At 71.6% G+C, this 25,838-nt stretch carries 24 protein-coding genes; 14 read left to right on the top strand and 10 right to left on the bottom strand.

What is annotated here, in order from left to right:
- Positions 1–47 precede the first annotated feature (47 nt).
- The 5 genes from ACIQFX_RS12270 to ACIQFX_RS12250 are packed head-to-tail and all read left to right on the top strand — an operon-like array spanning position 48 to position 5,974.
- The gene (locus ACIQFX_RS12270) at positions 48–1,520 is read left to right on the top strand and encodes an FAD-dependent monooxygenase (RefSeq protein ID WP_402461381.1); all 1,473 of its coding nucleotides are present in this window, start codon (positions 48–50) and stop codon (positions 1,518–1,520) included.
- Positions 1,521–1,547: 27 nt separating this feature from the next.
- A complete protein-coding gene (locus ACIQFX_RS12265) occupies positions 1,548–2,507 on the top strand; it encodes an aromatase/cyclase (RefSeq protein ID WP_402461380.1) in 960 nt (319 codons plus the stop codon).
- Positions 2,504–3,712, top strand: coding sequence for an FAD-dependent monooxygenase (locus ACIQFX_RS12260; RefSeq protein WP_402461378.1), 1,209 nt, complete (start codon positions 2,504–2,506; stop codon positions 3,710–3,712). The genes ACIQFX_RS12265 and ACIQFX_RS12260 overlap by 4 nt, the downstream gene beginning before the upstream one ends.
- A complete protein-coding gene (locus ACIQFX_RS12255; protein ID WP_402461376.1) occupies positions 3,693–5,177 on the top strand; it encodes an FAD-dependent monooxygenase in 1,485 nt (494 codons plus the stop codon). Before ACIQFX_RS12260 ends, ACIQFX_RS12255 begins: the two co-directional genes overlap by 20 nt.
- 56 nt (positions 5,178–5,233) lie before the next feature.
- Entirely contained in the window at positions 5,234–5,974 is a 741-nt protein-coding gene (locus tag ACIQFX_RS12250; protein ID WP_402461375.1) for an antibiotic biosynthesis monooxygenase family protein, read from the top strand.
- A gap of 74 nt (positions 5,975–6,048) precedes the next feature.
- Here ACIQFX_RS12250 and ACIQFX_RS12245 read toward each other — a convergent pair whose 3' ends face one another.
- From ACIQFX_RS12245 to ACIQFX_RS12220, 6 genes are all read right to left on the bottom strand, one after another.
- Positions 6,049–7,932, bottom strand: coding sequence for a hypothetical protein (locus tag ACIQFX_RS12245; protein WP_402461373.1), 1,884 nt, complete (start codon positions 7,930–7,932; stop codon positions 6,049–6,051).
- Complete coding sequence (locus tag ACIQFX_RS12240; protein ID WP_402461371.1) at positions 7,929–8,237, bottom strand: 4Fe-4S dicluster-binding protein; 309 nt, start codon at positions 8,235–8,237, stop codon at positions 7,929–7,931. Before ACIQFX_RS12240 ends, ACIQFX_RS12245 begins: the two co-directional genes overlap by 4 nt.
- A 57-nt stretch (positions 8,238–8,294) precedes the next feature.
- Positions 8,295–9,089: a DUF3050 domain-containing protein gene (locus ACIQFX_RS12235; RefSeq protein ID WP_402461369.1), complete on the bottom strand. Its 795-nt coding sequence runs from the start codon at positions 9,087–9,089 to the stop codon at positions 8,295–8,297.
- 127 nt (positions 9,090–9,216) lie between these two features.
- Positions 9,217–10,719, bottom strand: coding sequence for a glutamine synthetase family protein (locus ACIQFX_RS12230; RefSeq protein WP_402461368.1), 1,503 nt, complete (start codon positions 10,717–10,719; stop codon positions 9,217–9,219).
- A 2-nt stretch (positions 10,720–10,721) separates the two neighbouring features.
- Positions 10,722–10,961, bottom strand: a complete 240-nt coding sequence (locus ACIQFX_RS12225) for a hypothetical protein (RefSeq protein WP_402461366.1) — start codon at positions 10,959–10,961, stop codon at positions 10,722–10,724.
- Positions 10,958–12,268: an amidase gene (locus ACIQFX_RS12220; RefSeq protein ID WP_402461364.1), complete on the bottom strand. Its 1,311-nt coding sequence runs from the start codon at positions 12,266–12,268 to the stop codon at positions 10,958–10,960. Before ACIQFX_RS12220 ends, ACIQFX_RS12225 begins: the two co-directional genes overlap by 4 nt.
- A 298-nt stretch (positions 12,269–12,566) precedes the next feature.
- On the opposite strand from ACIQFX_RS12220, the gene ACIQFX_RS12215 reads away from it, so the two are divergent.
- The 4 genes from ACIQFX_RS12215 to ACIQFX_RS12200 all read left to right on the top strand — a co-directional run bounded on the left by ACIQFX_RS12215 (position 12,567) and on the right by ACIQFX_RS12200 (position 14,842).
- Positions 12,567–13,004, top strand: coding sequence for a carboxymuconolactone decarboxylase family protein (locus ACIQFX_RS12215; RefSeq protein ID WP_376490740.1), 438 nt, complete (start codon positions 12,567–12,569; stop codon positions 13,002–13,004).
- An 18-nt stretch (positions 13,005–13,022) separates the two neighbouring features.
- Positions 13,023–13,685, top strand: coding sequence for a sulfotransferase family protein (locus tag ACIQFX_RS12210; RefSeq protein ID WP_402461362.1), 663 nt, complete (start codon positions 13,023–13,025; stop codon positions 13,683–13,685).
- Between the two features lie 18 nt (positions 13,686–13,703).
- The gene (locus tag ACIQFX_RS12205; RefSeq protein ID WP_402461360.1) at positions 13,704–14,300 is read left to right on the top strand and encodes a dTDP-4-dehydrorhamnose 3,5-epimerase family protein; all 597 of its coding nucleotides are present in this window, start codon (positions 13,704–13,706) and stop codon (positions 14,298–14,300) included.
- Between the two features lie 89 nt (positions 14,301–14,389).
- On the top strand, positions 14,390–14,842 hold the full coding sequence (locus tag ACIQFX_RS12200) for a nitroreductase/quinone reductase family protein (RefSeq protein WP_402461358.1): 453 nt from the start codon (positions 14,390–14,392) through the stop codon (positions 14,840–14,842).
- Between the two features lie 123 nt (positions 14,843–14,965).
- On the opposite strand, the gene ACIQFX_RS12195 is transcribed toward ACIQFX_RS12200, so the two are convergent.
- Entirely contained in the window at positions 14,966–15,979 is a 1,014-nt protein-coding gene (locus ACIQFX_RS12195) for a Gfo/Idh/MocA family protein (RefSeq protein ID WP_402461357.1), read from the bottom strand.
- A 206-nt stretch (positions 15,980–16,185) separates the two neighbouring features.
- Here ACIQFX_RS12195 and rfbA point away from each other — a divergent pair, with 206 nt between their 5' ends.
- A complete protein-coding gene (gene rfbA, locus ACIQFX_RS12190; RefSeq protein ID WP_402461355.1) occupies positions 16,186–17,055 on the top strand; it encodes a glucose-1-phosphate thymidylyltransferase RfbA in 870 nt (289 codons plus the stop codon).
- A gap of 100 nt (positions 17,056–17,155) precedes the next feature.
- Positions 17,156–18,229: a nucleotide disphospho-sugar-binding domain-containing protein gene (locus tag ACIQFX_RS12185; RefSeq protein WP_402461354.1), complete on the top strand. Its 1,074-nt coding sequence runs from the start codon at positions 17,156–17,158 to the stop codon at positions 18,227–18,229.
- Between the two features lie 297 nt (positions 18,230–18,526).
- Here ACIQFX_RS12185 and ACIQFX_RS12180 read toward each other — a convergent pair whose 3' ends face one another.
- On the bottom strand, positions 18,527–19,708 hold the full coding sequence (locus ACIQFX_RS12180) for a glycosyltransferase (protein ID WP_402461352.1): 1,182 nt from the start codon (positions 19,706–19,708) through the stop codon (positions 18,527–18,529).
- A gap of 248 nt (positions 19,709–19,956) precedes the next feature.
- Between ACIQFX_RS12180 and ACIQFX_RS12175 the strand changes: the two genes are divergently transcribed.
- From ACIQFX_RS12175 to ACIQFX_RS12165, 3 genes are all read left to right on the top strand, one after another.
- Complete coding sequence (locus ACIQFX_RS12175; protein ID WP_402461350.1) at positions 19,957–20,220, top strand: hypothetical protein; 264 nt, start codon at positions 19,957–19,959, stop codon at positions 20,218–20,220.
- Between the two features lie 65 nt (positions 20,221–20,285).
- Positions 20,286–21,557 carry an adenylosuccinate lyase gene (purB, locus tag ACIQFX_RS12170; RefSeq protein ID WP_402461349.1) on the top strand — a complete coding sequence of 424 codons (1,272 nt, stop codon included), beginning with the start codon at positions 20,286–20,288 and terminating at the stop codon, positions 21,555–21,557.
- On the top strand, positions 21,541–21,942 hold the full coding sequence (locus ACIQFX_RS12165; RefSeq protein ID WP_402461347.1) for a GNAT family N-acetyltransferase: 402 nt from the start codon (positions 21,541–21,543) through the stop codon (positions 21,940–21,942). Before purB ends, ACIQFX_RS12165 begins: the two co-directional genes overlap by 17 nt.
- Before the next feature lie 77 nt (positions 21,943–22,019).
- Here ACIQFX_RS12165 and ACIQFX_RS12160 read toward each other — a convergent pair whose 3' ends face one another.
- Together ACIQFX_RS12160 and ACIQFX_RS12155 are read right to left on the bottom strand one after the other, a co-directional pair.
- Entirely contained in the window at positions 22,020–23,957 is a 1,938-nt protein-coding gene (locus ACIQFX_RS12160; protein WP_402461345.1) for a multicopper oxidase family protein, read from the bottom strand.
- Positions 23,958–24,048: 91 nt separating this feature from the next.
- Positions 24,049–25,833 (bottom strand): ABC transporter ATP-binding protein, encoded by a 1,785-nt coding sequence (locus tag ACIQFX_RS12155; RefSeq protein WP_402461343.1) that lies wholly within the window; start codon positions 25,831–25,833, stop codon positions 24,049–24,051.
- Between the last annotated feature and the right edge of the window lie 5 nt (positions 25,834–25,838).

Genomic DNA, 25,838 nt, shown 5'->3' with positions numbered 1-25,838 from the left:
CCGCCGCTTCCCCCATCCCCAGAGGTCGAGGCTCAGGACAGGAAAACATGGATACCGATGTGATCGTGATCGGTGCGGGGCCCGCGGGACTGACGCTCGCGGCCGAACTCCGCCTCGGCGGCGCCGACGTCGTCGTCTTCGAACAGCGGGGGGAGCGGAGCTGGGAGTCGCGCGGCATCGGCTTCACCGCACGCGCCACCGAGATGTTCCACCAGCGCGGGATCCTCGAACGCCTGGAGAACATCGAGGTCACCCGGCAGGGCCACTTCGGCGGCCTCCCCATCGACTACGGAGTGCTCGAGGGCTCGCACTTCGGCGTGCGCGGCGCACCCCAGTACAAGATCGAGGAGATGCTCGAGAACCGGGCCGTCGAGCTCGGCGCCGACCTGCGCCGCGGCTACGAGTTCACCGGCTTCACCGAGGACGGGGACGGCGTCACCGTCACCGTGCGGGGACCGGAGGGACCCGAGGAGCACACCGCCCGCTACCTGGTGGGCTGCGACGGCGGACGGAGCACCGTCCGGCGCCGGGCGGGCTTCGAGTTCGCCGGCTCCGACGCCACCCGCGAGATGTACCTGGCCGACGTGCGCGGCTGCGACATCAAACCCCGCATGATCGGCGAACTGCGCCCCAACGGCATGGTCATGGCCGCCCCGCTCGAAGAGGGCTACACCCGCATCATCGTCTGCGAGAACGGCGCCTCGCCCGACCGCGGCCGCGAGGTCACCTTCCCCCAGGTCGCGGACGCCTGGCAGCGCCTGACCGGCGACTCCATCCACCACGGCGAGACCCGCTGGGTGAGCGCCTTCACCGATGCCACCCGCCAGGCCACCGAGTACCGGCGCGGCCGGGTGCTGCTGGCCGGCGACGCCGCCCACATCCACCTGCCGGCCGGCGGGCAGGGGCTGAGCGTCGGCGTGCAGGACGCCTTCAACCTCGGCTGGAAGCTGGCCGCGACCGTCCGGGGCACCGCCCCCGACGGCCTGCTCGACACGTACCACGCCGAACGCCACCCGGTGGGCGTCCGGCTCCTGCGCAACACCCTCGCCCAGGGGACGCTCAACCTCACGGGCAAGTCGGTCGAGCCGATGCGGTCCGTCATGGCCGAGCTCATCGCGCTCCGGCCGGTGGCCCGGCACCTGTCCGGCATGGTCAGCGGCTTCGACATCCGGTACGCGAGCGGAGCCGAGGACGCGGCGCACCCGCTGCTCGGCACCCGCCTCGCCGACCGCGAACTGGAGCTCGCCGACGGCGGGCACGACCGGACCGCCCGGCTGCTGCACACCGCCCGCGGCGTCCTCATCACCGCCGACGCCACCGGCGCGGCGGCGGAGACCGCCGCCGGCTGGTCCGACCGCGTCGACGTGGTCCGGGTGACGGGCTTCCCCGCGGGACCCGAGGAGGCCGGCGCGCCGACCGAATCGGTCCTCGTCCGCCCCGACGGCTACATCGCCTGGACCGCCCCCGACGGCGGCGAGCTCCGGGCAGCCCTGCGCCGCTGGTTCGGCGACGCCCGCTAGAGGCCCCTTACCGAGAGGAGAAGAAACGTGACCGAGAACGCGGTACGTGAAACGGAACACGAGATCACCGTCTCCGCCCCCGCCGAACTGGTGTACGCACTGATCGCGGACGTCACCCGGTGGCCGGAGACCTTCCCCCCGACCGTGCACGCCGAGGTCGTCGAGCGCGACGGCGACGACGAGCTCATCCGGCTCTGGGCCACCGCCAACGGCACCGCCAAGACCTGGACCTCCCGCCGCGTCCACGACGCGGCCGGCCGGAGCGTGACCTTCCGCCAGGAGCGCTCGCAGCACCCCGTCGGCGGCATGGGCGGCGCCTGGATCGTCGAGCCCCTCACCGCCGACTCCTGCCGGGTCCGCCTGCTGCACGACTTCCACGCGGCCACCGACGACCCGGCCGACCTCGACTGGATCAGCCGGGCCGTCGACCGCAACAGCGCCTCGGAACTCCAGGCCCTCAAGGCGAGCGCCGAGGCCGCCGGCCCCGACGACCTCCTCGTCTTCGACGACACCGTCACCGTCGAGGGCAGCGGCAAGGACGTCTACGAGTTCCTCAACGACGCCCAGTTCTGGCGCGAGCGCCTCCCGCACGTCGCCCGGGTCACCCTCGACGAGGACGAGCCCGGCCTCCAGATCCTGGAGATGGACACCCGCACCAAGGACGGCTCCACCCACACCACCAAGTCCGTCCGCGTCTGCAAGAGCGCCACGACCATCGTGTACAAGCAGATCGTCCTGCCCGCGCTCATGACCCTGCACACCGGCCGCTGGCTCATCGAGGACCGCCCCGGCGGCGGCGTCACCGTGACCTCGCGCCACACCGTGCGGATCAACACCGACAACATCACCACCGTGCTCGGCGAGGGCGTCACCGTCCAGACCGCGCGGGAGTACGTCCAGACCGCGCTGAGCGGCAACAGCCTCGCCACCCTGCGCCTCGCCAAGGCGTACGCCGAGGGTGTCGGCGGCGGGCGCACGGCGCAGTGAGACCGCCCCGGGCGGACGCGCGGGTCGTCGTCGTCGGCGCGGGCCCCGTCGGGCTCCTGCTGGCCTGCGAACTGAGGCGGGCCCGGGTCGAGACGGTCGTCGTGGAGCGGCTGGCCCGGCCGATGACCGAGTCGCGGGCCAGCCAGCTCAGCACGCGCACCGCCGAAATCCTCCACGAGCGCGGCTTCGACGCGCTGCTCGCCGGGGCCGCGCACGAGCCGCGCACCCACTTCGGCGGGCTCGGGTTCGCGCTCACCCCGGTCGACAGCGCGTACGGGGGCAACTGGAAGGTGCCCCAGTACCGCACCGAGGCCGCCCTGGGCGAGCGCGCGGCGGAGCTCGGCGCGACCGTCCTCCGCGCCCACGAACTCACCGCGCTCACCGAGGAGTCCGACCACGTCCGCTGCACGGTCGACGGCCCCGACGGGCCCCTGACCCTCCGCGCCGCGTACGTGGTGGGCTGCGACGGCTCCCACAGCACCGTCCGTCGCCTCGCCGGCATCCCCGCCACCTCCGCACCGGCGACCAAGGAACTCCTCCGGGCCGACGTCACGGGCCTGACCGTCCGCGACCGCCGGTTCGAACGCCTCCCCGGCGGCTTCGCGGTCGCCATGACCCGCGACGGCGTCACCCGCGTCATGGTCCACGCGTTCGGCACGCGGCCCGCCGCGCGCTCCGGACCACCGGCCTTCGACGAGGTCGTCCACGCCTGGCGGCAGGTGACCGGAGAGGACATCTCCACCGGCACCCCCGTCTGGCTCGACGCCTTCGACAACGCCAAGGGACAGGCCGACACCTACCGCCACGGCCGGATCCTCCTCGCCGGCGACGCCGCCCACTGGCACCCGCCCGTCGGCGGCCAGGCCCTCAACACCGGGCTCCAGGACGCCGCCGACCTGGGACCCCGGCTCGCCGCCGCCGTCCACGACGGCGCCGCGCCCGAGACCCTCGACACCTACCACCACACCCGGCACCCCGTCGGCGCACGGGTGCTCCAGCACGTCGCGGCCCAGGAGCAGCTGATGCTCGACGGCCCCGGGATCGAGCCGCTGCGCACGGTGCTCTCCGAACTGATCGGCCTCGACCCGGTCCGCGCCCACCTGACGGCGAGGGCGAGCAACCTCGACCACCGGATCCGAAGAACACACGGGAAGTACGGACACGCATGGAAGGCAGGGAAAGACAGTGACAGCGCAGGACTTTGACACGGACGTCATCATCGTGGGGGCCGGCCCCACCGGGCTCATGCTCGCGGGCGAACTGCGGCTCGCGGGCGTCGACGCCGTCGTACTGGAGCGGCTCACCGAGCCGATGCGCCAGTCGCGCGCACTCGGCTTCTCCGCCAGGACCATGGAGGAGTTCGACCAGCGCGGACTCCTCGGCGCGTTCGGCGACATGGGCGTCATCCCGATCGGCCACTTCGGCGGCATGCCGCTCGACTACACCGTCATACCCGGCGGCAACTTCGGCGTCCGCGGCGTGCCGCAGGCCCTCACCGAGGCGATCATCCACAAGTGGTCGGCCGGCCTCGGCGCGGACATCCGCCGCGGCTGGGAGGTCACCGGGGTGACCGGGGGCGCCGACGGCGTCGAGATCACCGCCGACACCCCGGACGGACCGCGCACCCTGCGCGCCCGTTACGCGGTCGGCGCCGACGGCGGCCGCAGCGCCGTCCGCAAGCTCGCCGGCATCGACTTCCCCGGCCACGAGGCCACCCTCGAGATGCTGATGGCCGACGTCACCGACGTCCAGGTGCGGCTCCGCCCCACCGGCGAGCTCGGCGACGCGGGCATGGTCGTCGTCCTCCCCGTCGGCCCCAACACCACGCGCGTCGTGGTCTTCGAGCGCGGCGCGGGCGTCCGCCCGACCACCGAGCCGCCCACCTTCGAGCAGGTGGCCGACGCCTTCAAGCGCGTCACCGGCGACGACATCAGCACCGGCAAGCCCGTGTGGCTCAGCTACTTCACCGACTCCAGCCGCCAGGCCGCCCAGTACCGCAAGGGCCGGGTCTTCCTCGCCGGCGACGCGGCGCACACCCACATGCCGATCGGCGCGCAGGGCATCAGCGCGGGCCTCGGCGACGCCGTCAACCTCGGCTGGAAGCTCGCCGCCGAGATCAAGGGCACCGCCCCGGAGGGCCTGCTCGACACGTACCACACCGAGCGGCACACCGTCGCGGCCCGCATCCTGGCCAACACGCTCACCCAGCGCAGCCTGTACCTCGGCGGCCCCGAGATGGACCCGATGCGGGCCGTCTTCGCCGAGCTCCTCGCGTACGACGACGTCCGCAAGCACCTCGTCGGCATGGTCACCGGCCTCGACATCACGTACGACGCCGGCGCCGGCGAGCACCCGCTGCTCGGCCGCCGCCTGCCGGACTTCGCCCTCACCGGCCCGGCCGGCGGGGCGACCGCCTACCAGGCCCTGCACGGCGGGCGCGCCGTCCTGTTCGTCCTGGACGGCGACGCCGCCACCGCCGCCGCGGCCGGTCCGTGGAGCGACCGGGTCGACGTCGTCACCGCGGCCGCCCGCCCCGAGGGCGCGCTCGCGGACGTCGACGCCGTCCTCGTCCGCCCCGACGGCTACACCGCCTGGATCGCCACCGACGGGGCCGCCGGCCTCACGGACGCCCTGAACCGCTGGTTCGGCGCGCCCGGCGACGCCCGCTAGGACACCTCGACGCCCCGCGCCGCGGGGCGTCCGCCCTTCTTATCCAAGGAGCCACCATGCCGATCATCAGCCCCGAGGCCGGGCACCTGACCGTCCTCAACCTGTTCAAGACCGACTCCCGCGACCGCGTGGACACGCTCGTCACGGAGATGAAGAAGATCGTCGACGTCGCCGCCTACCCGGGCTGGATCTCCAGCACCGTGCACCGCGGCGAGCAGAACCCGGGCACCCTCAACTTCATCCAGTGGCGCGGCATGGACGACCTGGAGTCCCGCTACAACGACAGCGAGTTCAAGCACCACACCGTTCCGGTCTTCCGCGAGATCACCACCTACGTGCGCCTCATGCAGAACGAGGTGGAGTTCACCCAGCGCCACCCCGAGCTCGGTGACGCCACCGAGGTCTCCCCGGAGCGCGACGACTACACCGTCGTCGAGATCCTCGGCGTGAAGCCCGCCCAGCAGGCCGCCCTGGTCAAGGCCTACGGCACCACCCACGACTGGCTGGTGGACGTCCCCGGCTACCGCTCGCAGAGCGTGCTGCGCGGCATCCGCTCCCGCAACCTGGACGGCGGCGAGGGCACCCTGGCGACCGTCGGCACCGACAACGACTTCGTCATCGTCTACTCCCAGTGGGCCGACAAGGCGGCCTACGACGCCCACCGCAACCAGGCCGAGGCCGACTGGTCCGCCGCCCGCAGCGCCTTCCAGAGCAAGCAGTACTCCCTGATCACCAGCATCGACTGGAACAGCTACCGCGCGGTCCACACCCGTTCCGCCGAGCCGGCGACGGTCTGACCTCCCGGACGCCGCAACCACGTGGGGCCCCTGGCTTTCGCCAGGGGCCCCACGTGGTTGCCGGTGCCTCCGCGCTAGGCGGCGATCATGTCCCAGTGCCACTGCGAGTCGAACGACGCGACCTCGATGTGCGCGCCGTCCGCCACCATCGCGGCCGCCAGGCTCGTCGCCCGCGCGATGAACGCGGACACCCGGTCCGCCGCGAGCAGGTCCTGCTCGTCGAACGGCAGCCCCTCGCAGCGCAGCAGCCGCAGGTCCATGAACCCGTTGAACGTCCGGCCCAGCACCTCCACCGCCTGCGGACTGCGCACGGTGAACCGCACCTTGGCCGCGACGTGGCCGTTGTGGTGCTGGTCGGAGTAGTACGCGATGTCCGGGATCGCCGGCGGCACGAAGTGGTCCCGGGCCGCGATCTCGGGCACCTTCGGCAGGTTCCCGACGAGGAAGTGCCACGAGTTGTACTGCATCCGCGAGGAGATGGCCCACGCGGTGTCCGCCAGGTGCGACACGGAGCCGCCGAACAGCCGCCGGGACTCCGGCGACGGCACGACGCAGCAGAAGAAGTGCGGGATCTCCCACGCGGCGATCTTCGGGAACTCCTCCGCGCGCAGCGCCTCGATCAGCGCCGGCAGCGAACGCATCCCGCGGCTCATCGCGAAGTCGGCGTCGAACACCGCCGTCGCCGCCCGCACGGTCTCGTACACCAGGGACTCCAGGCCCGAGCCGAACTCCCCGTGCGGCTCGGCCAGCCAGCCGGGCGCCGCCGCGAGCTCCGCGGTCAGCTCGGCCAGCGTGGAACCGGAGAGCGGCAGCCGCTCCCGCACCCGGGCGCACAGCGCGGCCTCCAACTGCTCCGCGTCGTCCTTGACGGGCCCGGCGACCCGCTCGATCTTGTGCATGAGCGGGCCGTAGATCTCCCGGTAGAGCCGGACCCTCCCCATCAGCTCCCGCCGCCGGGCGGCCAGCGCGTCGGCGAGCCCGCCGAGCGCGGCCACCCCGTGCGAGGCCGGGGCCGGCACCGGGGGCAGCGTGGTGTCGGCCGCGTTGTACGCGGTCCGCGTCCGCTCGAAGAGGAGCGCCACGTGGTCGAGCGTGAGCTGCGTCCCGTTGGCCTCCTCGATCCGGCCGTAGCCGGACGAGCGGACGAGGAGCGTCAGGCAGACGACCAGCAGCACGTCGCTGTCCGACCACAGCTCCAGCGGGACCGCCGCCAGCGTGCTCAGCGCGCAGTCGGGGTGCCCCGGCCGCAGCGTCTTGCCCGTCAGCGTGTTGCGGTCGCGGAAGTTGGTGTACTGCCGCTCACCCGCGTACAGGATGAACGGAGCGGTCCGCAGGGCCGCCTCCGTGAGGTTGTCGAGCAGCTCGCGGCGGCCGTCCGAGCCCGCCGCGAGCAGGTACTGGCGGCAGTCGGCGACCGAGGCGTGCCACCGGTCGTCGGCCAGGGCCAGCTCGACCTGGTAGTCCGCGAGGTCCTCGGCGGTCCACGGCACCCGCAGGACGCCGTCGACCAGCTCGGCCTCGCCGCTCAGCGGGCCCTTCGACGGGACCCGGACGACCAGCCGGCCGCTCTTGTCGAGACCGATCTCGCCGAGGAACGCGGTCGCCGCGCCCTCGGACCGCTCGGCGGCCCGGGCGTCGTCCCGCCACGACCGGCCGACGAGCACCTTCAGCGCGGTCTCGTCCGCCACGGGCAGCGCCCGCAGCTGGATGTCCGCCGGGACGTGCCCGGCGAGCGTGAGGAGGGTGTCGACGGCCGTGGCCAGGTCGGGGGCGTCGACCGCCCGCTGCCACGTCTGCCGCAGCAGCGCCGGGAACCCGGCGTCCTCCGGCACCTTGTAGTCGGGTTCGTCCGCGGCCCCGGCCGCGCGGCCGCGCCGGCTCGGCCGCCGGCTCTGCCGCGCCTTCGCGAGCGCCGCCCGGCGGGGGAGGGTGCCGTCCCGCTCGGTGGGGAAGGTCATGCCGTACCTCCCGCGGTCAGGTCGATGTGCTCCCACATGCGGGCCTCGGTCGCGGTCCAGTCCTCGTCCACGTAGATGCAGTCGACGGGGCAGACCATCACGCACACGGGGCAGCCCGAGCAGAGCTCGGGCACGATGACGACGTTCAGTCCGTCGTCGAAGACCGCCCCGAACTCGGACGGGCAGCTCCGCAGGCAGGTGTCGCAGGTGATGCACTCCGACGTCTCGATGCGACGCGGAGCCTTCTTCCAGTTCTCGTCCCGGGTCCGCGAAGCGATCCGCTCCGCGCGTCCCGTGGTGGTCACGGAAGGAGTGTCCTTCACCCTCGCCATGAATGTGCTCCCCTCACAAGAGTCGTAACCTCAACGGGTGTTCGTGTCGATCGCGCCGGAGATGCCGTCCCACAGACGGGTCCGGGCCGCGAGCGCGCGGTCGATGGTGGCCTCGCACTCGTCCCACTTGGCGGCGTCGTCGCCGCACAGGTCGGCCAGCATCTGCATGGCCATCGGGGTGTGCTCCTCGGCGTCCACCTGGATGTGGCGGCGGAGGTAGTCCACGAAGGTGGACAGCGTGCCGTGGCCGGCGTCGAGCGCGGCCACCTGGTCGAACATGTCCGGGATCAGGTCCTCGCGGCCGAACGCGAAGGCCGCGGCCTGGCAGTGCACCGGCGCGTGGTCGATGAAGTCCCAGGTCGTGCCCACGAATTCGGCCACCGAGCGCGGCACGCCCGCCTCGTCGAGGGCGGCCGGGACGGGGCGGCCCGCGCGCAGCAGGCCGATGAAGGCGTCGATGCGCGTGGTGTCGGCGCCCGCCTGGCGCATGCCGTCCACGTACAGCTCGAAGTGGCTGATGAAGCCCTCGCCGAGCTCGTCGCTCTCCTCGACGAGGACGATGTCGTTGATGAGCCGGCGGCTGCCGGTGGAGGCCGACGGCAGCCACGGCACCTCGACGCACGTCAGCTGCCGCTGGAGGGACTTGAGCAGGGACATGAAGTCCCACACCGCGAAGACGTGGTGCTCCATGAAGGTGACGACCGCGTCCACCGAGTCCAGCTGGTGGTAGATCGGGTGGCTCAGTACCTTCTGGCGGGCCGGCTCGATGGCGCCCTTGAGCGTCTCGATGGCCGGGTGGGTGCCATCCCATTCGTACCGCGACATGATGGTTCTCTCCTTCGGATCGGGGCTGGATGTCGGGCGTGCGGTGTGCGGGTGTGCGGGTGTGCGGGTCGGGCGTGCGGTGTGCGGTGTGCGGGTCGGGCGTGCGGGGTGTCTGCGGGGCGGCCGGTCAGTAGGCGCCGAAGTACTCGCGGTGCTCCCACTCGGTGACCTCGGCCGCGGGGCCGCCGGGGAGTTCGGCGGCGCACCAGGCCTCGAAGCGGGCGGCCTCGCTGTCCTTGAGCTTCGCCAGGCACTCCTTGAGGGGCGCGCCGAGCAGCCGTTCGGCGCTCTCGCTCGCGCGGAAGGCCTCGACGGCCTCGGGCAGGGACCTGGGCAGCGGCGGGCGCGGGACGCGGTCGGCGGGCACGCCGGACAGCATCCCTTCGAGGCCCGCGTGCAGCTGGGCGGCGATGGCGAGGTACGGGTTGGCGCAGGGCTCGCCGACGCGGTTCTCGACGTGGGTCGAGCTGCCGCCGCTGAGGACCCGGACCATGGCGCTGCGGTCCTCGAACCGCCAGTCGACGGAGGTCGGGGCGAGGGTGAACTCGGGGGAGAGCCGCCGGTACCCGTTCACGGTCGGTACGGACAGCAGGCAGAGCTCGCGGGCCCGGGACAGCAGTCCGCCGATGTAGGCCTGGCCCTCGGCGGAGATGGCGTCCTGGAGGCCGTCGCCCTCGGCGAACAGGTTGACGTCGGTCTTGGTGCTGCTGACCGACTGGTGGAGGTGCCAGCCGCTGGGGTCGAAGCTGTCCAGGCGCGGCAGCGTCATGAACGAGGCGTGGTGGCCGCGGCGCCGGCACTCCTGCTTGAGCTGGGTGCGGAGCAGCAGCATCGCGTCGGCGGCGTCGAGCGCCAGCATCGGGTTGAAGGTCGTCTCCAGCTGCCCGGGGCCCGACTCGTGCTCGAACGACCGCAGCGGCAGGCCGAGCCGGACGAGCATCGCGGCGAGCGGGTCGGCGATGTCGGCGACCGAGTCGTAGGCGCTGTCGAGGTTGAACTGGTAGCCCGGGTTCACGGCCTCGACCTGGGGCGCCGCGCCCTGGCGACCGAAGCCGTTGCCGGCGTTCCCGACCGGGCCGCCGGTCAACTTCGTGAGGTACCACTCCAGTTCGAGCCCGATGACGGGCGCGAGGTCCTCCCGCTCGTACGCGGCGCAGACGCGACGCAGCACGTTCCGGGCGGAGAGCGGGTGCGGGGTGCCGTCGCGCAGGTACTCGTCGCCGAGGACCCAGGCGGTCCTGGCGCCGTCCCTGGGCAGCACCTGGAAGGTGCGCGGGTCGGGGACGAGGACGAAGTCGCCCGCGCCGAGCAGCTCGCCGACGCCCACGCCGGCGTCGGCGAGGAACTCGACGGCGACCGCGTGGCCGGTGTCGAAGAGGAACGGCCCGGCGCTGAAGTCCATGCCGTTGCGCAGCACCGAGCGGAAGACGTCCGCCGGCACCGTCTTGGAGCGGGCGAGGCCGTGCGGGTCGCAGAACACGACCCGGACGAGGTCGACGTCGTCCAGCTGGAGCTCGACCTGCTCGGCCGCCGCGACCTGCCGGTCGTCCCAGAGCCCGAACTCGGCCACGAACGAGGGGCGTCCGACGCCGCTCTCACCGCCGATCCGGGACCACGATCTCGAAGCCATGATCAGTTGCCTTTCGCTGTGACGCCGGGACGGGTCAGGGTGAGGCCGAGCGCCGTCGACAGGAGCCCGGCGGCCGAGAGGGCGAAGAGGTCGTCGTCGGCCGGGGCCGCGGGCGCGGGGGCCGGGACGGGGGCGGGCGCGGGGAAGGGGCGCCCGGCGTCCTTGGGGAGCGAGGCGAGTGCCGTCCGGAGGAGTGCGGCGGCGGAGGACATCAGGTCGTCGTCGAGCGTCCTGGGCGTCATGGTCGTCTTCCTTCCGTCGTGCTGCCGGGGGGAGTGAGCGTGAGGCCGAGCGCGGTCTCCAGGAGGCCGGCGGCCGAGAGGACGAGGCCGTCGTCGCCGACGCGGCCCACGAGTTGGAGCCCGACGGGCAGCCCGGCCGGGGTGAGGCCGACGGGCAGCGACAGGGCGGGCTGACCGGTCAGGTTGAAGGGGTACGCGGCCGGGGCCCAGGACAGCCACCGCAGGTCCGCGGGGTCGGCGGCCCACGGCGGGGCGATGGCCTCGGCGGCGAACGCCTCGATCGGGACGGTCGCCATGACGAGGAGGTCGTACGTCTCCATCACCGAGGCGAGCCGGGTCCGCAGGGCGAGCCGGGCCGCCTCGGCGCGCGCCACGGCGGCGCCGCTCAGCGACCGCCCGTACCGCACGACCGCCAGCCGGCCCTCGTCGCACCAGGGTTCGTCCTGCGGCGCCGTGCCGTGCGCGTCCGCGGCGGCGAGGATGTCGACCAGCGCGCCGTACGGGTCGGGGAACGGGACCCCGATCCGCTCGACGCGGTGCCCGAGCGCCGCGAGGACCGGCAGGACGCCCTCGGTGGCGTCGCGGACCGGCCCCGACGTCCCGGGGAACTCGATCCAGCCGACGCGCAGCGGGCCGAGCGCCGCCGGGGCGGCGGGCGGTGCGGCACCCGAGTCGGGGTCCCGCGGGTCGGGGCCCGCGAGCACCGCCATCATCTCGGCGGCGTCCGCCACGCTGCGCGCCAGCGGCCCGACGTGGGAGAGCCGTTCGGCGCACGCCGGCACGTACGGGATCCGCCCGTACGACGGCTTGAAGCCGACGACACCGCAGAACGCGGCGGGAATGCGCACCGACCCGGCACCGTCGGTGCCGAGCGAGGCGGTGCACAGTCCGGCCGCGACCGCGGCCGCCGACCCGCCGCTGGAACCGCCGGCCGTCCGGTCGAGCGCCCAGGGGTTGCGGGTGGGGGCGCCGAGCCGTCCGACGGTGCTGGCGCTCCACCCGTACTCCGAGGTGGTCGTCTTCCCCACCACGATCGCGCCGGCCGCGCGCAGCCGCGCCACGGCGGGCGCGTCGGCGGCGGTACGGTGGTTGGGCAGCAACGACCCGCGCCGGGTGGGAAGTTCCTTGGTCTGGATGAGGTCCTTCACCGACACGGTGACGCCGAGCAGCGGCCTGCCGCGGAAAGCGGCCGGGCCGAGCCGGGCGAGCAGCCGGTCGGCCGCCGCGGCCTCCCGCAGCGCACGGGCCTCGGCCACCTCGACGTACGCACCGAGCTCCGGGTCCGTCCCACGGATGGCGCCGAGCACGTCCTCGACGTGCCCGGCGACCGTGGAATGACCTTCGAGAAGTAATTGGCGTGTTTCCTGAATGCCGTGGCAGATCGGCTGCCTGCTCTTCGTTGCGGTGGACTCTGACACGAGACCACTACAAGTCATCGGCTGAATTCCTGGCAACTTACGGATTGTCTCGGCGTTGCATCTGCTGCATTCCGCACTTGAACGGGATTTCTTGCGAAGGGGAAGGTCGGAGAGCAGCATGTTTCCGAGGTAATTCACCGTACTGACACGCACTCACACGCTACTTAATCGCACAGGAGAAGACCCGATGAGTCCACGGATGGACAACCCTTCGCTGGTCGTTCCCGGCGCCCTGCAGCCCCTGCTCGACCTGACCGAGGTCATCGGCAACGTCGGCGTGCCGCAGACGACCCTCGACCTGGTCCGGCTGCTGGTCAGCGAGATCAACGGCCGCGTCTACACCCTTGAGGACATCGCGGACAAGGCGGACAAGCGCCTGGCCCAGGTGTCGGACTGGCGCAACCAGACCGTCTTCGACGACGCCGAGCGCTCCGCCCTCGCGATGGCCGAGGCCGTCACCCTGATGACGGACCCGGTCGACATGGCGCCGGACGAGGTCTGGGAGGAGTCCGCCAAGTACTACAACGACGAGCAGCTCGGTGCCATCGTCATGCACATCGGCCTGGTCAACTTCTGGAACCGCGTGAACGTGGCCACCCGCCAGGAACCCGCGGCCTTTCGCTGAGGAAGGGGACACGGCACCGTGCTGAAGCTCATCAACGCCGGTCTCGGCAGGACCGGCACGACGTCCCTGCAGGTGGCCCTGGACCGGCTCGGTCTCGGCCCCTGCTTCCACATGTTCGACATCGTCGGCGACGAGCGGCGCCTCGAACAGTGGGAGAAGATCGTCTGCGGCGGCGAGGCCGCCGACTGGCCGGCCCTGTACGAGGGGTACACCTCCGCGGTGGACGGACCCTGCGCGGTCTACTACCGGCAGATCGGCGAGGCGTTCCCCGAGGCGAAGGTGATCCTCACGGTGCGCGACGCCGAGGGCTGGTACAAGAGCACGTACGACACGCTCTACCAGTTCGTGCTCAAGAGCGCCGAGCACCCGCCGGAGCCCGGCTCCCGGCAGGCGCGGCTGCTGAACGTCACCAGCACGATGGTGTGGGACGGCGTCTTCGACGGCCGGTTCGAGGACAAGGACCACGCCATCGCGGCGTACCACCGCCACAACGAGGAGGTCGTGCGCGTCCTGGGCGCGGACAACGTCCTCGTCTACGACGTGAAGCAGGGGTGGGAGCCGTTGTGCGCCTTCCTCGGCGTCGACGTCCCCCAGGAGGAGTTCCCGCACGCCAACGACTCCGCGGCCATGCGGCAGCGGATCGCCGCGGCGGCCGGAGCCGGCCCGGTCTCCGCCGGCTGAGTCAGCGAGGAGCAAGCGGTGTTGATCACGGAAATGGCGGTCCCCGGCGCGTACCGCGTCGAACCCGAGCCGCTGAGCGACCGGCGCGGGTACTTCTTCGAGTCGGTGAAGACCAGCGCCCTGCTGGAGGCCGGCGGCTGGGAGTTCTCGGTCCGCCAGGTCAACTACTCGGTGTCGAGGCGGAACACCCTCCGGGGCATCCACGGCACCAAGGTCCCGCCCGGCCAGGCGAAGTTCGTCACGTGTGTCCGGGGGAGCGCGCTCGACATCGCCGTCGACCTCCGCGTGGGCTCACCGACGTTCGGCCACTACGACGTCACCTACCAGAGCCCGGAGTCGGGAACGGCGGTCTACCTGCCGGACGGGGTCGGCCACGCCTTCCTCGCCCTCACCGACGACACGTGCATGAGCTACCTCTGCTCGCAGGAGTACGTGCCCGGGACGATGATCGACGTCGACGCGCTCGATCCCGAACTGGCACTGCCGTGGGACCTGACGGAACCCCCCATCCGCTCGGACAAGGACGCGGTGGCCCCCACCCTGGCCGAGGCCGCGGCCGCCGGCCTGCTGCCGACCTACGAGCAGTGCCTGCCGCGCCCCTTTCTCGTCCTCTGAACGGAATCGGGTAGCGGGCGCGGCGGATGAACGCAAGAATTCGGATGTGATATCGCGCCGTGAGGCGCGGGAAATGTGTGGAGGTGGAGATGGCGGAGACCAAGCGCAAGCCGGGTACGCCCGGTGCGTTCTCCCGGTGGATGCAGAAGCGAATGAACGCCCGAATGATCCGCAAGGTTCGCGACGGCAAGGCCACGTTCATGGGCATGGACGTGCTCATCCTCAACACGGTCGGCAGCCGCAGCGGCCAGCCGCGGGTGACCCCCGTGGCCTGGTTCGGTGACGGCAAGGACGCCTGGCTGAGCATCGCCTCGGGCGGCGGCACCCAGAACCCCGACTGGTACACCAACCTGATGGCCAACCCGGATCGGGCCACGGTCGAACTCCCCGGCAGCGCGCCGGTGAAGGTCACGCCCGTCAAGCTCGCGGGCGAGGAGCGGGAGGCCGCGTGGAAGCTCATCTCCACCGCGCAGCCCCGGATGATCAAGTACCAGAGCAAGTCCGAGCGGCAGTACCCGATCGTCAAGATCACGCCCAGGTAGGGCCGCCCGCACGAAAGAACGGCAGTCGGTGTCCGCGGACACCGACTGCCGTTCTTTCGTTTCCGTCTTCAGTCTTCCGTCTTCCGTCTTCCGGCCTTCGGCCCCGCGGGCCCCGCCGGCCGCTCAGTGAGCGGCGGCGGCCGAGGCGTGCGCGCGGATCCGGGCCATCAACTCGGCCTGCCGCACCAGGTCCTGGTGGTGCTTCGCGCGCGCCGCCGGATCGACGACGGCGTCGTGGAAGGTCGAGAACACCCCGAGGAACTGGTCCGAGGCCGGCGCCGCGATCCGGGTCACCCGGTCCCGCTGCTCCAGGACCAGCACGGGGCGGGCGTCCCGCGACGGGGTGAAGGCCCACTCCAGCGTCAACCGCCCCTCGGTGCCCCAGAGGTCGTACGTCGACCGGTAGCTGTGCGACAGGCCGAAGGAGCAGTTCGCGGTGACGCCGGCGTCGTCGCGCAGCAGCGCCACGCCCGACACGTCCACACCGAGCTCCGGGGCGAACTCCAGGCCGGCCCCCAGCACCGTCGGCGCGCCGCCCAGGTACTCCTGGGCCGCGCGCACCGGATAGCAGCCGACCTCCCACAGCGACCCGCCGCCGAGCTCCGCCTGGTACTTGATCCCGTTCGGGTCGGTCGGCGGAATGCCGAACACGCCGTTGAAGGCACGGAGTTCGCCGATGGATCCGTCGGCGAGCAGGGACCGCGCCAGATCGTGCTGGGGGTGCCGGAGGAACGCGAAGTTCTCCATGACGAGCAGTCCGCGCTCCTCGGCGAGCGCCACGAGTTCCCGCGCCGTCTCCTCGGTGGAGACCGCCGGCTTCTCGATCAGCACGTGCTTGCCCGCCTTCAGTGCCCGGCGCGCCCACTCGGCGTGCTCGCTGTTGGGCAGCGGGACGTAGACGGCGTCGACGCCGGGCTGTTCGAGCAGCCGGTCGTACCCCTCGACGGCCTCGCAGCCGAACGGGGCCGCGACGCCCTCGGCCTTCTCCCGGGAACGGCTCGCGACCGCCACCAGGTGGAACGGCGACTCCTGGATCGCCGGGAGGGCCCGCCGCACGGCGATGTCGGCGCACCCGATGACGCCGATGCCGATGCCGGGCTTCCGATCGGATTCCTGAACGGGTGTCAGAGCTTCCATTTTCACAGATCCACCTATACGACAAGAGGAATTCGCGTGCCTGAACCGGGATGAGGTCAGCATGGAGAAGCGGCGCAATGTTCGTCAATGGCGCCGGTATTGACTCTTCCCGGCCCCGAGTGAGGTGTCTTTCGGCTGTGCGTTCTCCCGATATAAAGTGCGGGCATCCGCCAAATTGGCACCGAATAGATTGAGGAGGCGCCACGGTGAAGGGCATCATCCTGGCCGGCGGCAATGGTACGAGGCTCCATCCGATCACCCTCGGTGTATCAAAGCAAATGCTCCCGGTCTACGACAAGCCGATGATTTACTACCCGCTGTCGGCACTGATGCTGGCGGGGATCACCGACATCGAGATCATCACCACCCCCGATGACCAGGAGATGTTCCGCCGGCTGCTCGGCGACGGCTCCTGGCTGGGCATCAACCTGACCTACGCGGAGCAGGACAAGCCCCGGGGGCTCGCCGACGCGTTCCTCGTCTCCGCCGACCACATCGGCGACGACTCCGTCGCCCTGGTCCTCGGCGACAACATCTTCCACGGCTACGAGTTCGGCCCCATGCTCCAGCGCGCCTCCCAGGACCTGAAGGGCTGCGTCCTCTTCGGCTACCCGGTCCGCGACCCCGAGCGGTACGGCGTCGGCACGCTCGACGACCGGGGCCGGCTGATCGCCCTGGAGGAGAAGCCCGCCAAGCCGCAGACCAACCTGGCCATCACCGGGCTCTACCTCTACGACAACCAGGTCGTGGACATCGCACGGGAGCTGAAGCCGTCGGAGCGCGGCGAGCTGGAGATCACCGACCTCAACCGCGTCTACCTGGAGCGGGGCGAGGCCACGCTGATCCCGCTCGGCCGCGGTTTCGTGTGGCTCGACACCGGGACCCACGACGCGCTCATGGAGGCCGGCGACTACGTCCAGGTCCTCGAACACCGGCAGGGCGTGCGCATCGCCTGCCTCGAGGAGATCGCCTGGCGCATGGGCTACATCGACCGCGAGACCTGTTACCGACTGGGCAGCCGCCTCGCGAAGTCGTCCTACGGCCGCTACATCATGGAAATGGCCGAGGCGGGCTGACCCCGAAAGGGCCCCGAAAGGGCCCGGAAAGGCCTGGGAAAGGCCCGGAAGGGACCCGGAACCAACTGATCCGCATTCTCACGGAAGAGGTTCGACCTCCATGAAAATACTGTTCACCGTCGGTGGCAGCCAGGCGGCCGTCTTCGGCGTCTCCCCCCTCGCCGCGGCCGCGCGGAACGCGGGCCACGAGATCCTCCTCGCCGCCGACGAACCCCTGATGGCGGCCGCCGCCTCCGTCGGCCTCCCCGCCGTCTGCATCACCCCCGAGCGCATGCGGTACGGCCAGGAGGCCATGACCGCCGCCGTCCGGCTCGACGCCCTCCTGGAGCTCGCCGGGTCCTGGACCCCCGACCTGGTCGTCGGCGGCCTCTCGCACGTCCCGCGGCTGCTCGCCGCCCAGCTGAAGGTCCCGTACGTCCGCCACATCTGGCACATCGCCCCGATGGCCCGCCGCGACCGCACCGCCGTGGCCGAACTCCAGCCGGAGCTGGAGCGCCTGGGCCTGGCCGCACTGCCCGACCCCGACCTCTTCATCGACCTCTGCCCGCCGTCCGTCCGCCCCGAGGGCGCCCCCGCCGCGCGGTCGATGCGCTGGGTCCCCCGGGTCAGCCAGCGCCGCCTCGAACCGTGGATGTACACGAAGCCCGAGGGCCGCCGCCGCGTGCTCATCACCGCCGGCACCCGCAACCTGATGCTCGACACCCCCGGCAGCTCGCTGCGGAAGCTGGTGGACGAACTGACCGGGACCGGCGCCGAGGTGCTCATCGCGGCACTCCCCGAGGCCGCCGAGAAGTACGGCTCCGAGCTCGGCGACGTGCGCATCGGCTGGCTGCCCCTCGACGTGGTCGCCCCCACCTGCGACCTGGCGGTCCACCACGGCGGTGCGACCACCGCGATGACCCTGGTCAACGCGGGCGTGCCGCAGGTGATCATCCCCGACAACGGGTACGGCAAGGCCGTCGCGGAGTCGGTGGCGGGCTTCGGCGCCGCCCTCATGGTCGACAAGCACCGCCTCGCCGGACGCGACGCCGACGAGGTGATCGCCGAGGCGTGCCGGACGATCCTGTCGGACCCCGGCTACGCCGAGCGGACCCGGCTCCTCGCCGCGGAGTCCGCCTCGCTGCCGACGCCGGCCGAGGTGCTCCGCGACCTCGAAGCGCTCGTCGCCGCCTGACCGCACCACGGAAAGGGCCGGCCGGTCTCACGACCGTCCGGCCCTTCCGCGTACCCCGGACCCCCCCCGCACGCGCGGGCACGCGCGTCGCCCCGGGACCGCGGGGTCCCGCCCCCTGGCACGGGCACATGAATCGCCCGTGCCCGCGTCGCCCCGGCCCCCCCCCGCGGGCAAGCGAATCACCCCGGGACGGCGAGTCCCGGAACTCCCCGCGCGGGGACGCGAATCGCCCCGGGACCGCGGAGAGGGATTCTCCGCGGTCCCGGGGCGACGGGCGTGCGTCCACCGTGCGGTGCCTCAGCGGGAGACGAGGGCCTCCAGCTTGGGGACGATCTCGCCGGGCGTCGGCAGGGTCGAGATCTCCTTGGCGAGGAACTGCGTGCGCTCGGTGTAGCTCGGGTTCTCCAGGAGCTCCTTGCAGGCGGCCGCGATCGTCGCGCCGGGCGCCTGGTCGGGCTGCTCCTGCACCGGCCACAGCGTCTTGCCGGCGCCGAACCCGGTGATCGCCTTGGCGATCGACTCCCGGTGGTAGTTCGGGGGGAACTCCGGGGGGTTCTCCGGGATGATCAGCTGCGGCACACCGTTGGCCATCAGGGTCGTGGCCGTGGTCGCGCCACCGTGGTGGACCGCCAGGTCACAGGTGGACGCGGCGACGTCCATCGGGATCCAGCCGACGCGGGCGTCGCCCAGCTGCCCGCCGAAGCGCTCGGCGGCACCGGGGGAGGCGGCGATGAGCACCTCGGCCCCCAGCTTGTTCAGCTCGCTGACCAGCAGCGGCATGGACCAGCCCGGGTCGCGGAACATCAGGCTGCGGAAGCCCGAGGTGACGAGCACACGACGACGGCCTTCCGGCTTCGTGTACATCCAGCGCTCCAGGCGGCGCTGCGGGTTGCTGGGGATCCAGCGGATCGGCTGGGCCGTGGGGTCGTGGGACGGCCGCAGCGACGGCGGGGTGGAGTCGAGGAGCAGGTCGGGCTTGAGCAGCCCGTCCACGCCCAGGCGCTCCAGCTCGGGCCGGAGCTCCGCCTCCGCGCCCGGGTCGATGCCGGTGAGCGGGATGCCCAGGTACTCGACCTGGCGGACGTACGGGACCTTGAGGTGCGCGGCGAGCAGCATCGCCGCGTAGCTCTGCGAGCTGCCGACGATGACGTCGGGGGTCCAGTCCTTCGACAGCTCGAGGAGGGACTCGACGCCGGCCAGGCCCATGCGGGCGAAGCCGCGGCCCTGGCCGAACATCTCCTCGTCACCGAGCTCACGGGGGAACCGCAGACCCTTGCCGGGGTTCGTGATCCGCATGAAGTGCCGGATCGGGTCGACCGTGTAGCAGAACGTGGGAATTCCGATGGCCTCCGCGGTATCCACCCACGGTTCGTGGGCGGCCAGCATGACCTGGTGACCCGCGTTCCGTGCGGCCGTCGCCAGCGGTGCGGCGGCGTAGAAGGTGGCCTGGCTGCCCGTGGTGATGAACAGGATTTTCATGGCACTCCGGATGCTTTTCGTGAGACGCGGCCTGACGTATTTGTGAACAGCACCGATGTTCCACAGCGCGCGCTTTTTCTGTCAAACAGCCTCGAAAAGGCGAGAGCGTTCGATTGCGGATTCCGCGCAGTTGAACACGGTGAACACTCGACCCTGTTGCCGCCGCACCGGGTCCTGACCACCATATGGTCAGGACGTGCAGGCGAGAAAGCCTCTTAAAAAGCGGATACAGAAAGTCGGTGGTCTCCATGAACACGCTGATCTACAACGCCCGAATGGCTCTCCGGGACGTCATGGAAGTCAACATCTACACGCAGGGCAACGACAAGGTGTATCTGACCGTTTTCCCGGACCTGATCTGGGAGGGCACCGAGGAGACCCACACCGAGAAGGTCGTCCACGGCATCGTCGAGCGGCTGCACGACATGGACCTGGCCCTCGCCGGCGGCGACGACGACATCCGGACCCTCGTGAACTCCGGCGTCGTGGAGATCGTCCGCAAGGTCGCCTGAAATCCGGTGCGCCGCGCCGTCGTTTCCGGCGGGCCCGCGGCCATTCCTGAGGAGGTACGACGGTCGTGATCGCTCGTTATGCATTGCCCGAGATGGCGGAGCTCTGGTCCGACCAGGCCCGCTACACCACCTGGGCCGAGGTCGAGGTGCTGGCCTCGGAGGCCCAGGCGCTGCTCGGGCGGGTCCCCGAGGCCGCCCTGGAGGACATCCGGCGGGCCAGGGTGCCGGCGGCGGCGCGCGTCGCGGAGCTGGAGCGGGAGCGGGACCACGAGATCCTCTCCTTCCTGTCCGCGTTCTGCGAGGACCTGCCGGACGACTCCGCCCGCTGGGTGCACCTCGGGATGACGAGCTACGACCTGGTGGACACGGCGCTCGGGCACACCCTGGCCCGGGCCTGCGACCTCCTGATCGGCGCGGCGGAGCGGCTGCGCGGGGTACTCGTCGACAAGGCGGTCGAGCACTGGGACACGGCGTGCATCGGGCGCACCCACGGCATGCACGCCGAACCCACCACCTTCGGCCACAAGATCGCCGGCTTCGCCTTCGCGGTCGACCGGTCGGTCCGGCGCCTCGTGGACGCCCGGGAGCAGGTCGCGGTGGGCACGATCTCCGGCTCCGTCGGGACGTACGCGCTGATCGACCCCTTCGTCGAGCAGCACGTGTGCGCCGCGCTCGGCCTCGGCGTGGAGCCGGCGCCCAGCCAGGTCGTGGCCCGCGACCGGCACGCCCAGCTCGTCCAGGCGATCGCGACCCTCGGCGCCTGCGTCGAGCAGATCGCCGTCGAGGTCCGGCTGCTGTCCCGCAGCGAGGTCCGCGAGGTGGAGGAGCCGCGTACGGCCGCCTACCAGGGGTCGAGCGCCATGCCGCACAAGCGGAACCCGACGACCAGCGAGCGGCTCTCCGGCCTCGCCCGGCTGCTGCGCGGCTACGCCGGGACGATGCTGGAGAACGTGGCGCTCTGGCACGAGCGGGACCTCTCCCACTCGTCCGTCGAACGGGTCGTCCTGCCCGACGCGTTCACCGTCGCGCACTACCAGGTGACCGCGGCGGCCGACCTCGTCCGGAACCTCCAGGTGTTCCCGGACCGGATGCGGTCCGCGATCGACCAGACCAACGGCCTCGCGTACAGCTCCGCCGTCCTCGCCGACCTCCTGGAGGGCGGCAGCGAGCGGGAGAAGACCTACCGCATGATCCAGGACGCCGCGAACGGCGAGGACTTCTTCACCCTGCTCAGGACCGAGGGGATCGAGGCCGATCCCGTCGGGCCCGAGCGCTACCTGGTACACCACGACGTCATCTACAAGCGGTTGGAGAACCTTCGTGAGCTGGAGCATTGAGCGGGAGAACGGCCCCGACCTCGACCTCGGGGACGTTCTGCGGGTCTACCGCGAGTCGGGCCTCGGCGAGCGCCGGCCGATCGAGGAGACCGAGCGCATGGCCGCCATGGTGCGCAACGCCAACCTGGTCGTCACCTGCCGCGTCGACGGCGAGCTCGTGGGCATCGCCCGCAGCATCTCGGACTTCTCCTACGTGACCTACCTGTCCGACATCGCCGTCGTCCGCGACCACCAGCGCTCGGGCATCGGCCGCGAACTCATCGACGCCACCCGCAAGGAGGCGCCGACGGCCAAGATCGTCCTGCTCTCCGCGCCCGCGGCGGCCGAGTACTACCCGCACATCGGCTTCACCGCCCACCCGTCGGCCTGGGTCCTGAACCCCTGAACCCCTGAGCCGCCCCCGTCCGTCGGTGCCCGCGTCCGTCCCCCGGCGCGGGCACCGGCATGCTCGCGAAGACGCCTCTAGTGGTGCCCGCCGCCGTGCAGGTGCGCAGCCGGGGTCACCACGAGGGGGCGCATCATGTGCTGCTCGTGCTCCAGCATGTGGCAGTGGTGCACGCCCCGGCCGACCACCGGGAAGCGGACGGCCACGGTGACCAGTTCGCCCGGGGTGCCGTTCGGGCCGGGCACGATCTGGCCCGCCGTCCCGACCCGGACGACGTCCTTCTCCCCGAGCTCGTGCGGCTCCAGCACCGACGTCGCCTTGAAGGCGATCGGCCGGGCCGAGCCGCGGGCGATCCGGTCGAAGCCGGTGATGTCGTAGCTCTCCCGGGACATCACCTGGAAGTGGGCCAGGTGGATGTGCATGGGGTGGGGCGCGGCCGTGAGGTTGAGGTACTTCCAGATCTCGGTGCCGCCGTGCGCCGTGGTGATCGTGTTGCCGTCGTCGTACGCCATCGAGGTCCGGCGCAGCGTGGTGACGGTGCCTTCGGCGTTCCGGACCTGGACGACGCCGGCGGCGGGGAAGACCAGGCCCGCCGGGTCGATCTCCTCCATCTCCCAGAGCTCCGGCGCGTTCCCCGTGCCGGGGCCGACCGTCACGATCCACCGGTGCCCGTGGTCGTGCGGCAGGTCGTCGTGGGTGAGCCGCTTGAAGGTGGGGGAGAGGACCTCGGGCGGCGTGAACCGCTTCGAGGGCTTCCGGTCGGCGACGCGGAACTGCATGACGTCGGGTTCGAGGAGGTCGTTGCGCCGGTCGGGGGCACCGGGCGTGACGCCCTGGAGGGTGTTGACCAGCTTCACCGCCCGCCCGCGGAACGCACTGAAGTCGACCAGCACGTCGACCCGTTCGCCGGGGGACAGGTTGATCGCCCCGTCCACCGCCACCGGCCGGTCGATCAGGCCGTGGTCGGTGCCGATCACCTGGAACGCGCCCGGCACGGGCACGCCGTCCGCGAGGAGCATCAGCCGGTAGATCCGGGAGTTCGCGGTGTTGACGATCCGGAAGCGGTACCAGCGCGGATCGACCTCCAGGTAGGGCCAGATCACACCGTTGACCAGGGTGTACGGGGCCGCGTGCGGGCGCATCAGCCGCTGCGCGCCGACCATCTCCACCTTGTGGAGCAGCCGGCCGGTGAGCGCGCCCGACGCGTCCGTCGCGAAGTTGCGGTCGGTGAGGACCAGCGGCACGTCGTGCGCGCCCTTGGGCAGGCCGAGCGCCCGCTCCTCCGCGTTGCGCGAGACGAAGAGGCCGGCGAGCCCGGCGTACACGCTGAAGCGGCTGAGGTGGTGGGTGTGGTCGTGGTACCAGAGCGTCGTGGCGGCCTGGGCGTTCGGGTACGCCGACAGCTGGACGTCGCCGGGGCCTATCAGGTTCTCCATCCAGCCGTCGTTGCCGCCGCCGGTCAGCATGCCGTGCAGGTGCGCGGCGCCCCACGGCGGCATCGCCGCCACCCCGGGCACCTCCTGACAGCCCTCCGCGCCGGGGTAGTTGGAGAGCGGGTCGGTCATCGGGCCCTTGGCCTGGCCGAAGTCGACGGCGGTCACCGGTATGTCGCCGGTCAGGTGGTTCTCCCAGGCGACCCGCAGCGGCCGGCCGCTGACCGTCTCGATCGTCGGCCCCGGGTAGACGCCCTCGTACGTCCACATCGTCACCGGCGGCAGTTCCGAGTGCAGGGTGACGTCGGCGGTGCGCATGCGCACGGTCAGCTCGTCGTGGTCGCCGCGCTCGCGGGGGCGGAGCACCTGCGGGATCCGCAGCGGGTCCCTGAACTTGGTCAGCATCAGCCCGGCGGCCGACGGCTCGGGCGCGCCGGGGGCGGCTACGGCCGCGGCCCCCGACCTGGTGAAGGCGGGGACCGCGGCGGCCATCGCGGCCAGGCCGGCGACGGAGCCGTAGCGGAGCACGGTACGCCGGTTCGGTCCGGGAAGGTCGATTCCTTCGGGATGTGTCGGTTCCATGCGGGGAAGCTAGGAACGTCCGCTCACGTCGTGCTCGAGTTCGGCTGCAGCTTTCCGGCCAATCCTGTTCCGCTTGTGTTTGGGACACCTGCTACCGCAGCGCCACCGCCATCTCGGTGTCCCGGTTGACCAGCGTCGCGTAGTGGCCGCCGAGGGCGAGGAGTTCGTCGTGGGTGCCGCGCTCGGCGACCCTGCCCCGGTCGAGGACGACGATCTCGTCCGCGTCCCGGATGGTGGACAGCCGGTGGGCCACCGTGATGGTCGTACGGCCGGCGCTCGCCGCGTCGATGGCTCCCTGAACCGCCTGCTCAGTCTGGGTGTCCAGTGCGCTGGTGGCCTCGTCGAGCACCAGGATCGGCGGGTCGCGCAGGATGGCGCGGGCGATGGCGAGGCGCTGCTTCTCCCCGCCGGAGAACCGGTACCCGCGCTCGCCGACCACCGTGTCGTACCCGTCCGGCAGCGACATCAGGTAGTCGTGGATCTGCGCGATCCGGGCCGCCGCGACCAACTCCTCGTCGGTCGCCTCCGGCTTCGCGAACCGAAGGTTGTCGGCCACCGTCGCATGGAACAGGTACGTCTCCTGGGAGACCACCCCGACCGTGGCGGCGAGCGTCGCGAACGACAGGTCGCGCACGTCGACGCCGTCGATCGTGACCGTGCCCTCCGTCGGGTCGTACAGCCGCGGGATGAGGTAGCTGAGCGTCGTCTTGCCCGAACCGGTCTCCCCGACGATCGCGAGACTGTGCCCGGCGGGCACCGTCACGTCCACCCCGGCGAGCGTCGGCCGCTCCGCCGACGCGTACGAGAAGCCGATGCCCCGCATGCGCACCTCGCCCCGCAGCTCCTTCGGCTCGACGGGACGCTCCGGCTCGGCGACGTCGACCGGCAGGTCGAGGTACTCGAAGATCCGGCCGAAGAGCTCCAGCGAGCTCTGGAGGTCGATCCCGATGGTCAGCAGCCGCTGCGCCGGCCGGAACAGGGCCTGCTGGAGCGTGGTGAACGCGACCAGCGCACCGATCGTGATGGCCATGTGGCCGCCGCTGCCGGTCAGACCCGCCACCCAGTAGATGATCGCGGGCATGGACGCCATGACGATCCAGATCGTCGACTGGTACCAGAGGCCCGAGGTGCTCGCCCGCACCTCGATCTCGGTGAGCTTCCGGGACTGCTGGGCGAAGTTGTCCGTCAGCGACCGCGAACGCCCCATGGTGTGGCCGAGCATGATCCCGCTGACCGACAGCGACTCCTGCACGATCGAGGACAGGTCGGCGAACTGCCGCTGCCGGTCGCGGGTGATGGTCCGCCGCTCGTCGCCGACGTGCCGGCTCACCCACACGAACGCCGGCAGGATCACCAGCGACGCGATCGTGAGCCGCCAGTCGAGCACCGCCATCGCGGTGGTCGTGGCGATGACGATGGTCACGTCCGACACCAGCGCCGTGGCCGTGGTCGTCACGGTGACCTGCATCCCGCCGATGTCGTGCGCGATGCGCGACTGCACCTCGCCCGTCCGGGTCCGGGTGAAGAACGCCAGCGACATGCGCTGGAGGTGCCCGTACACGGCGGTGCGCAGGTCGTGCATGACGAGCTGGCCGATCTTGGCGGACACGTGGGTCTGCCAGACGTTGAACGTACTCGTCGCGATCGACACCACGATCATGCCGAGGGCGAGTGCGGACAGCAGCCCGGTCCGGCCCTGAGGCAGTGCCACGTCCATGATCTCGCGGATCAGGAACGGGTTGACGAGGGAGACCAGGGACGATCCCACGACCAGCGCCGCGACGAACAGCAGGCTCCGCCGGTACGGGCGGAACAGCCGGAGGATGCGGCGTTTCTGGGCGGGGAGATGAGCGGTGGCCGACCCGGTGGTGCTCACCCTGG

The sequence above is a fragment of the Streptomyces sp. NPDC093089 genome, assembly GCF_044754405.1.
In the GTDB taxonomy this organism is placed as follows: Bacteria; Actinomycetota; Actinomycetes; order Streptomycetales; family Streptomycetaceae; genus Streptomyces.
This window is presented reverse-complemented; position numbering and strand designations above follow the sequence as displayed.

Bases quoted from the DNA above. Each gene is read 5' to 3' on its own strand.
- ACIQFX_RS12175 (WP_402461350.1), top strand. From the start codon at position 19,957: ATGAACACGCTGATCTACAACGCCCGAATGGCTCTCCGGGACGTCATG.
- ACIQFX_RS12180 (WP_402461352.1), bottom strand. From the start codon at position 19,708: ATGAAAATCCTGTTCATCACCACGGGCAGCCAGGCCACCTTCTACGCC.
- ACIQFX_RS12250 (WP_402461375.1), top strand. From the start codon at position 5,234: ATGCCGATCATCAGCCCCGAGGCCGGGCACCTGACCGTCCTCAACCTG.
- ACIQFX_RS12225 (WP_402461366.1), bottom strand. From the start codon at position 10,961: ATGACGCCCAGGACGCTCGACGACGACCTGATGTCCTCCGCCGCCGCA.
- ACIQFX_RS12195 (WP_402461357.1), bottom strand. From the start codon at position 15,979: ATGGAAGCTCTGACACCCGTTCAGGAATCCGATCGGAAGCCCGGCATC.
- ACIQFX_RS12235 (WP_402461369.1), bottom strand. From the start codon at position 9,089: ATGTCGCGGTACGAATGGGATGGCACCCACCCGGCCATCGAGACGCTC.
- ACIQFX_RS12185 (WP_402461354.1), top strand. From the start codon at position 17,156: ATGAAAATACTGTTCACCGTCGGTGGCAGCCAGGCGGCCGTCTTCGGC.
- ACIQFX_RS12215 (WP_376490740.1), top strand. From the start codon at position 12,567: ATGAGTCCACGGATGGACAACCCTTCGCTGGTCGTTCCCGGCGCCCTG.
- ACIQFX_RS12200 (WP_402461358.1), top strand. From the start codon at position 14,390: ATGGCGGAGACCAAGCGCAAGCCGGGTACGCCCGGTGCGTTCTCCCGG.
- ACIQFX_RS12245 (WP_402461373.1), bottom strand. From the start codon at position 7,932: ATGACCTTCCCCACCGAGCGGGACGGCACCCTCCCCCGCCGGGCGGCG.
- ACIQFX_RS12160 (WP_402461345.1), bottom strand. From the start codon at position 23,957: ATGGAACCGACACATCCCGAAGGAATCGACCTTCCCGGACCGAACCGG.
- ACIQFX_RS12270 (WP_402461381.1), top strand. From the start codon at position 48: ATGGATACCGATGTGATCGTGATCGGTGCGGGGCCCGCGGGACTGACG.
- ACIQFX_RS12230 (WP_402461368.1), bottom strand. From the start codon at position 10,719: ATGGCTTCGAGATCGTGGTCCCGGATCGGCGGTGAGAGCGGCGTCGGA.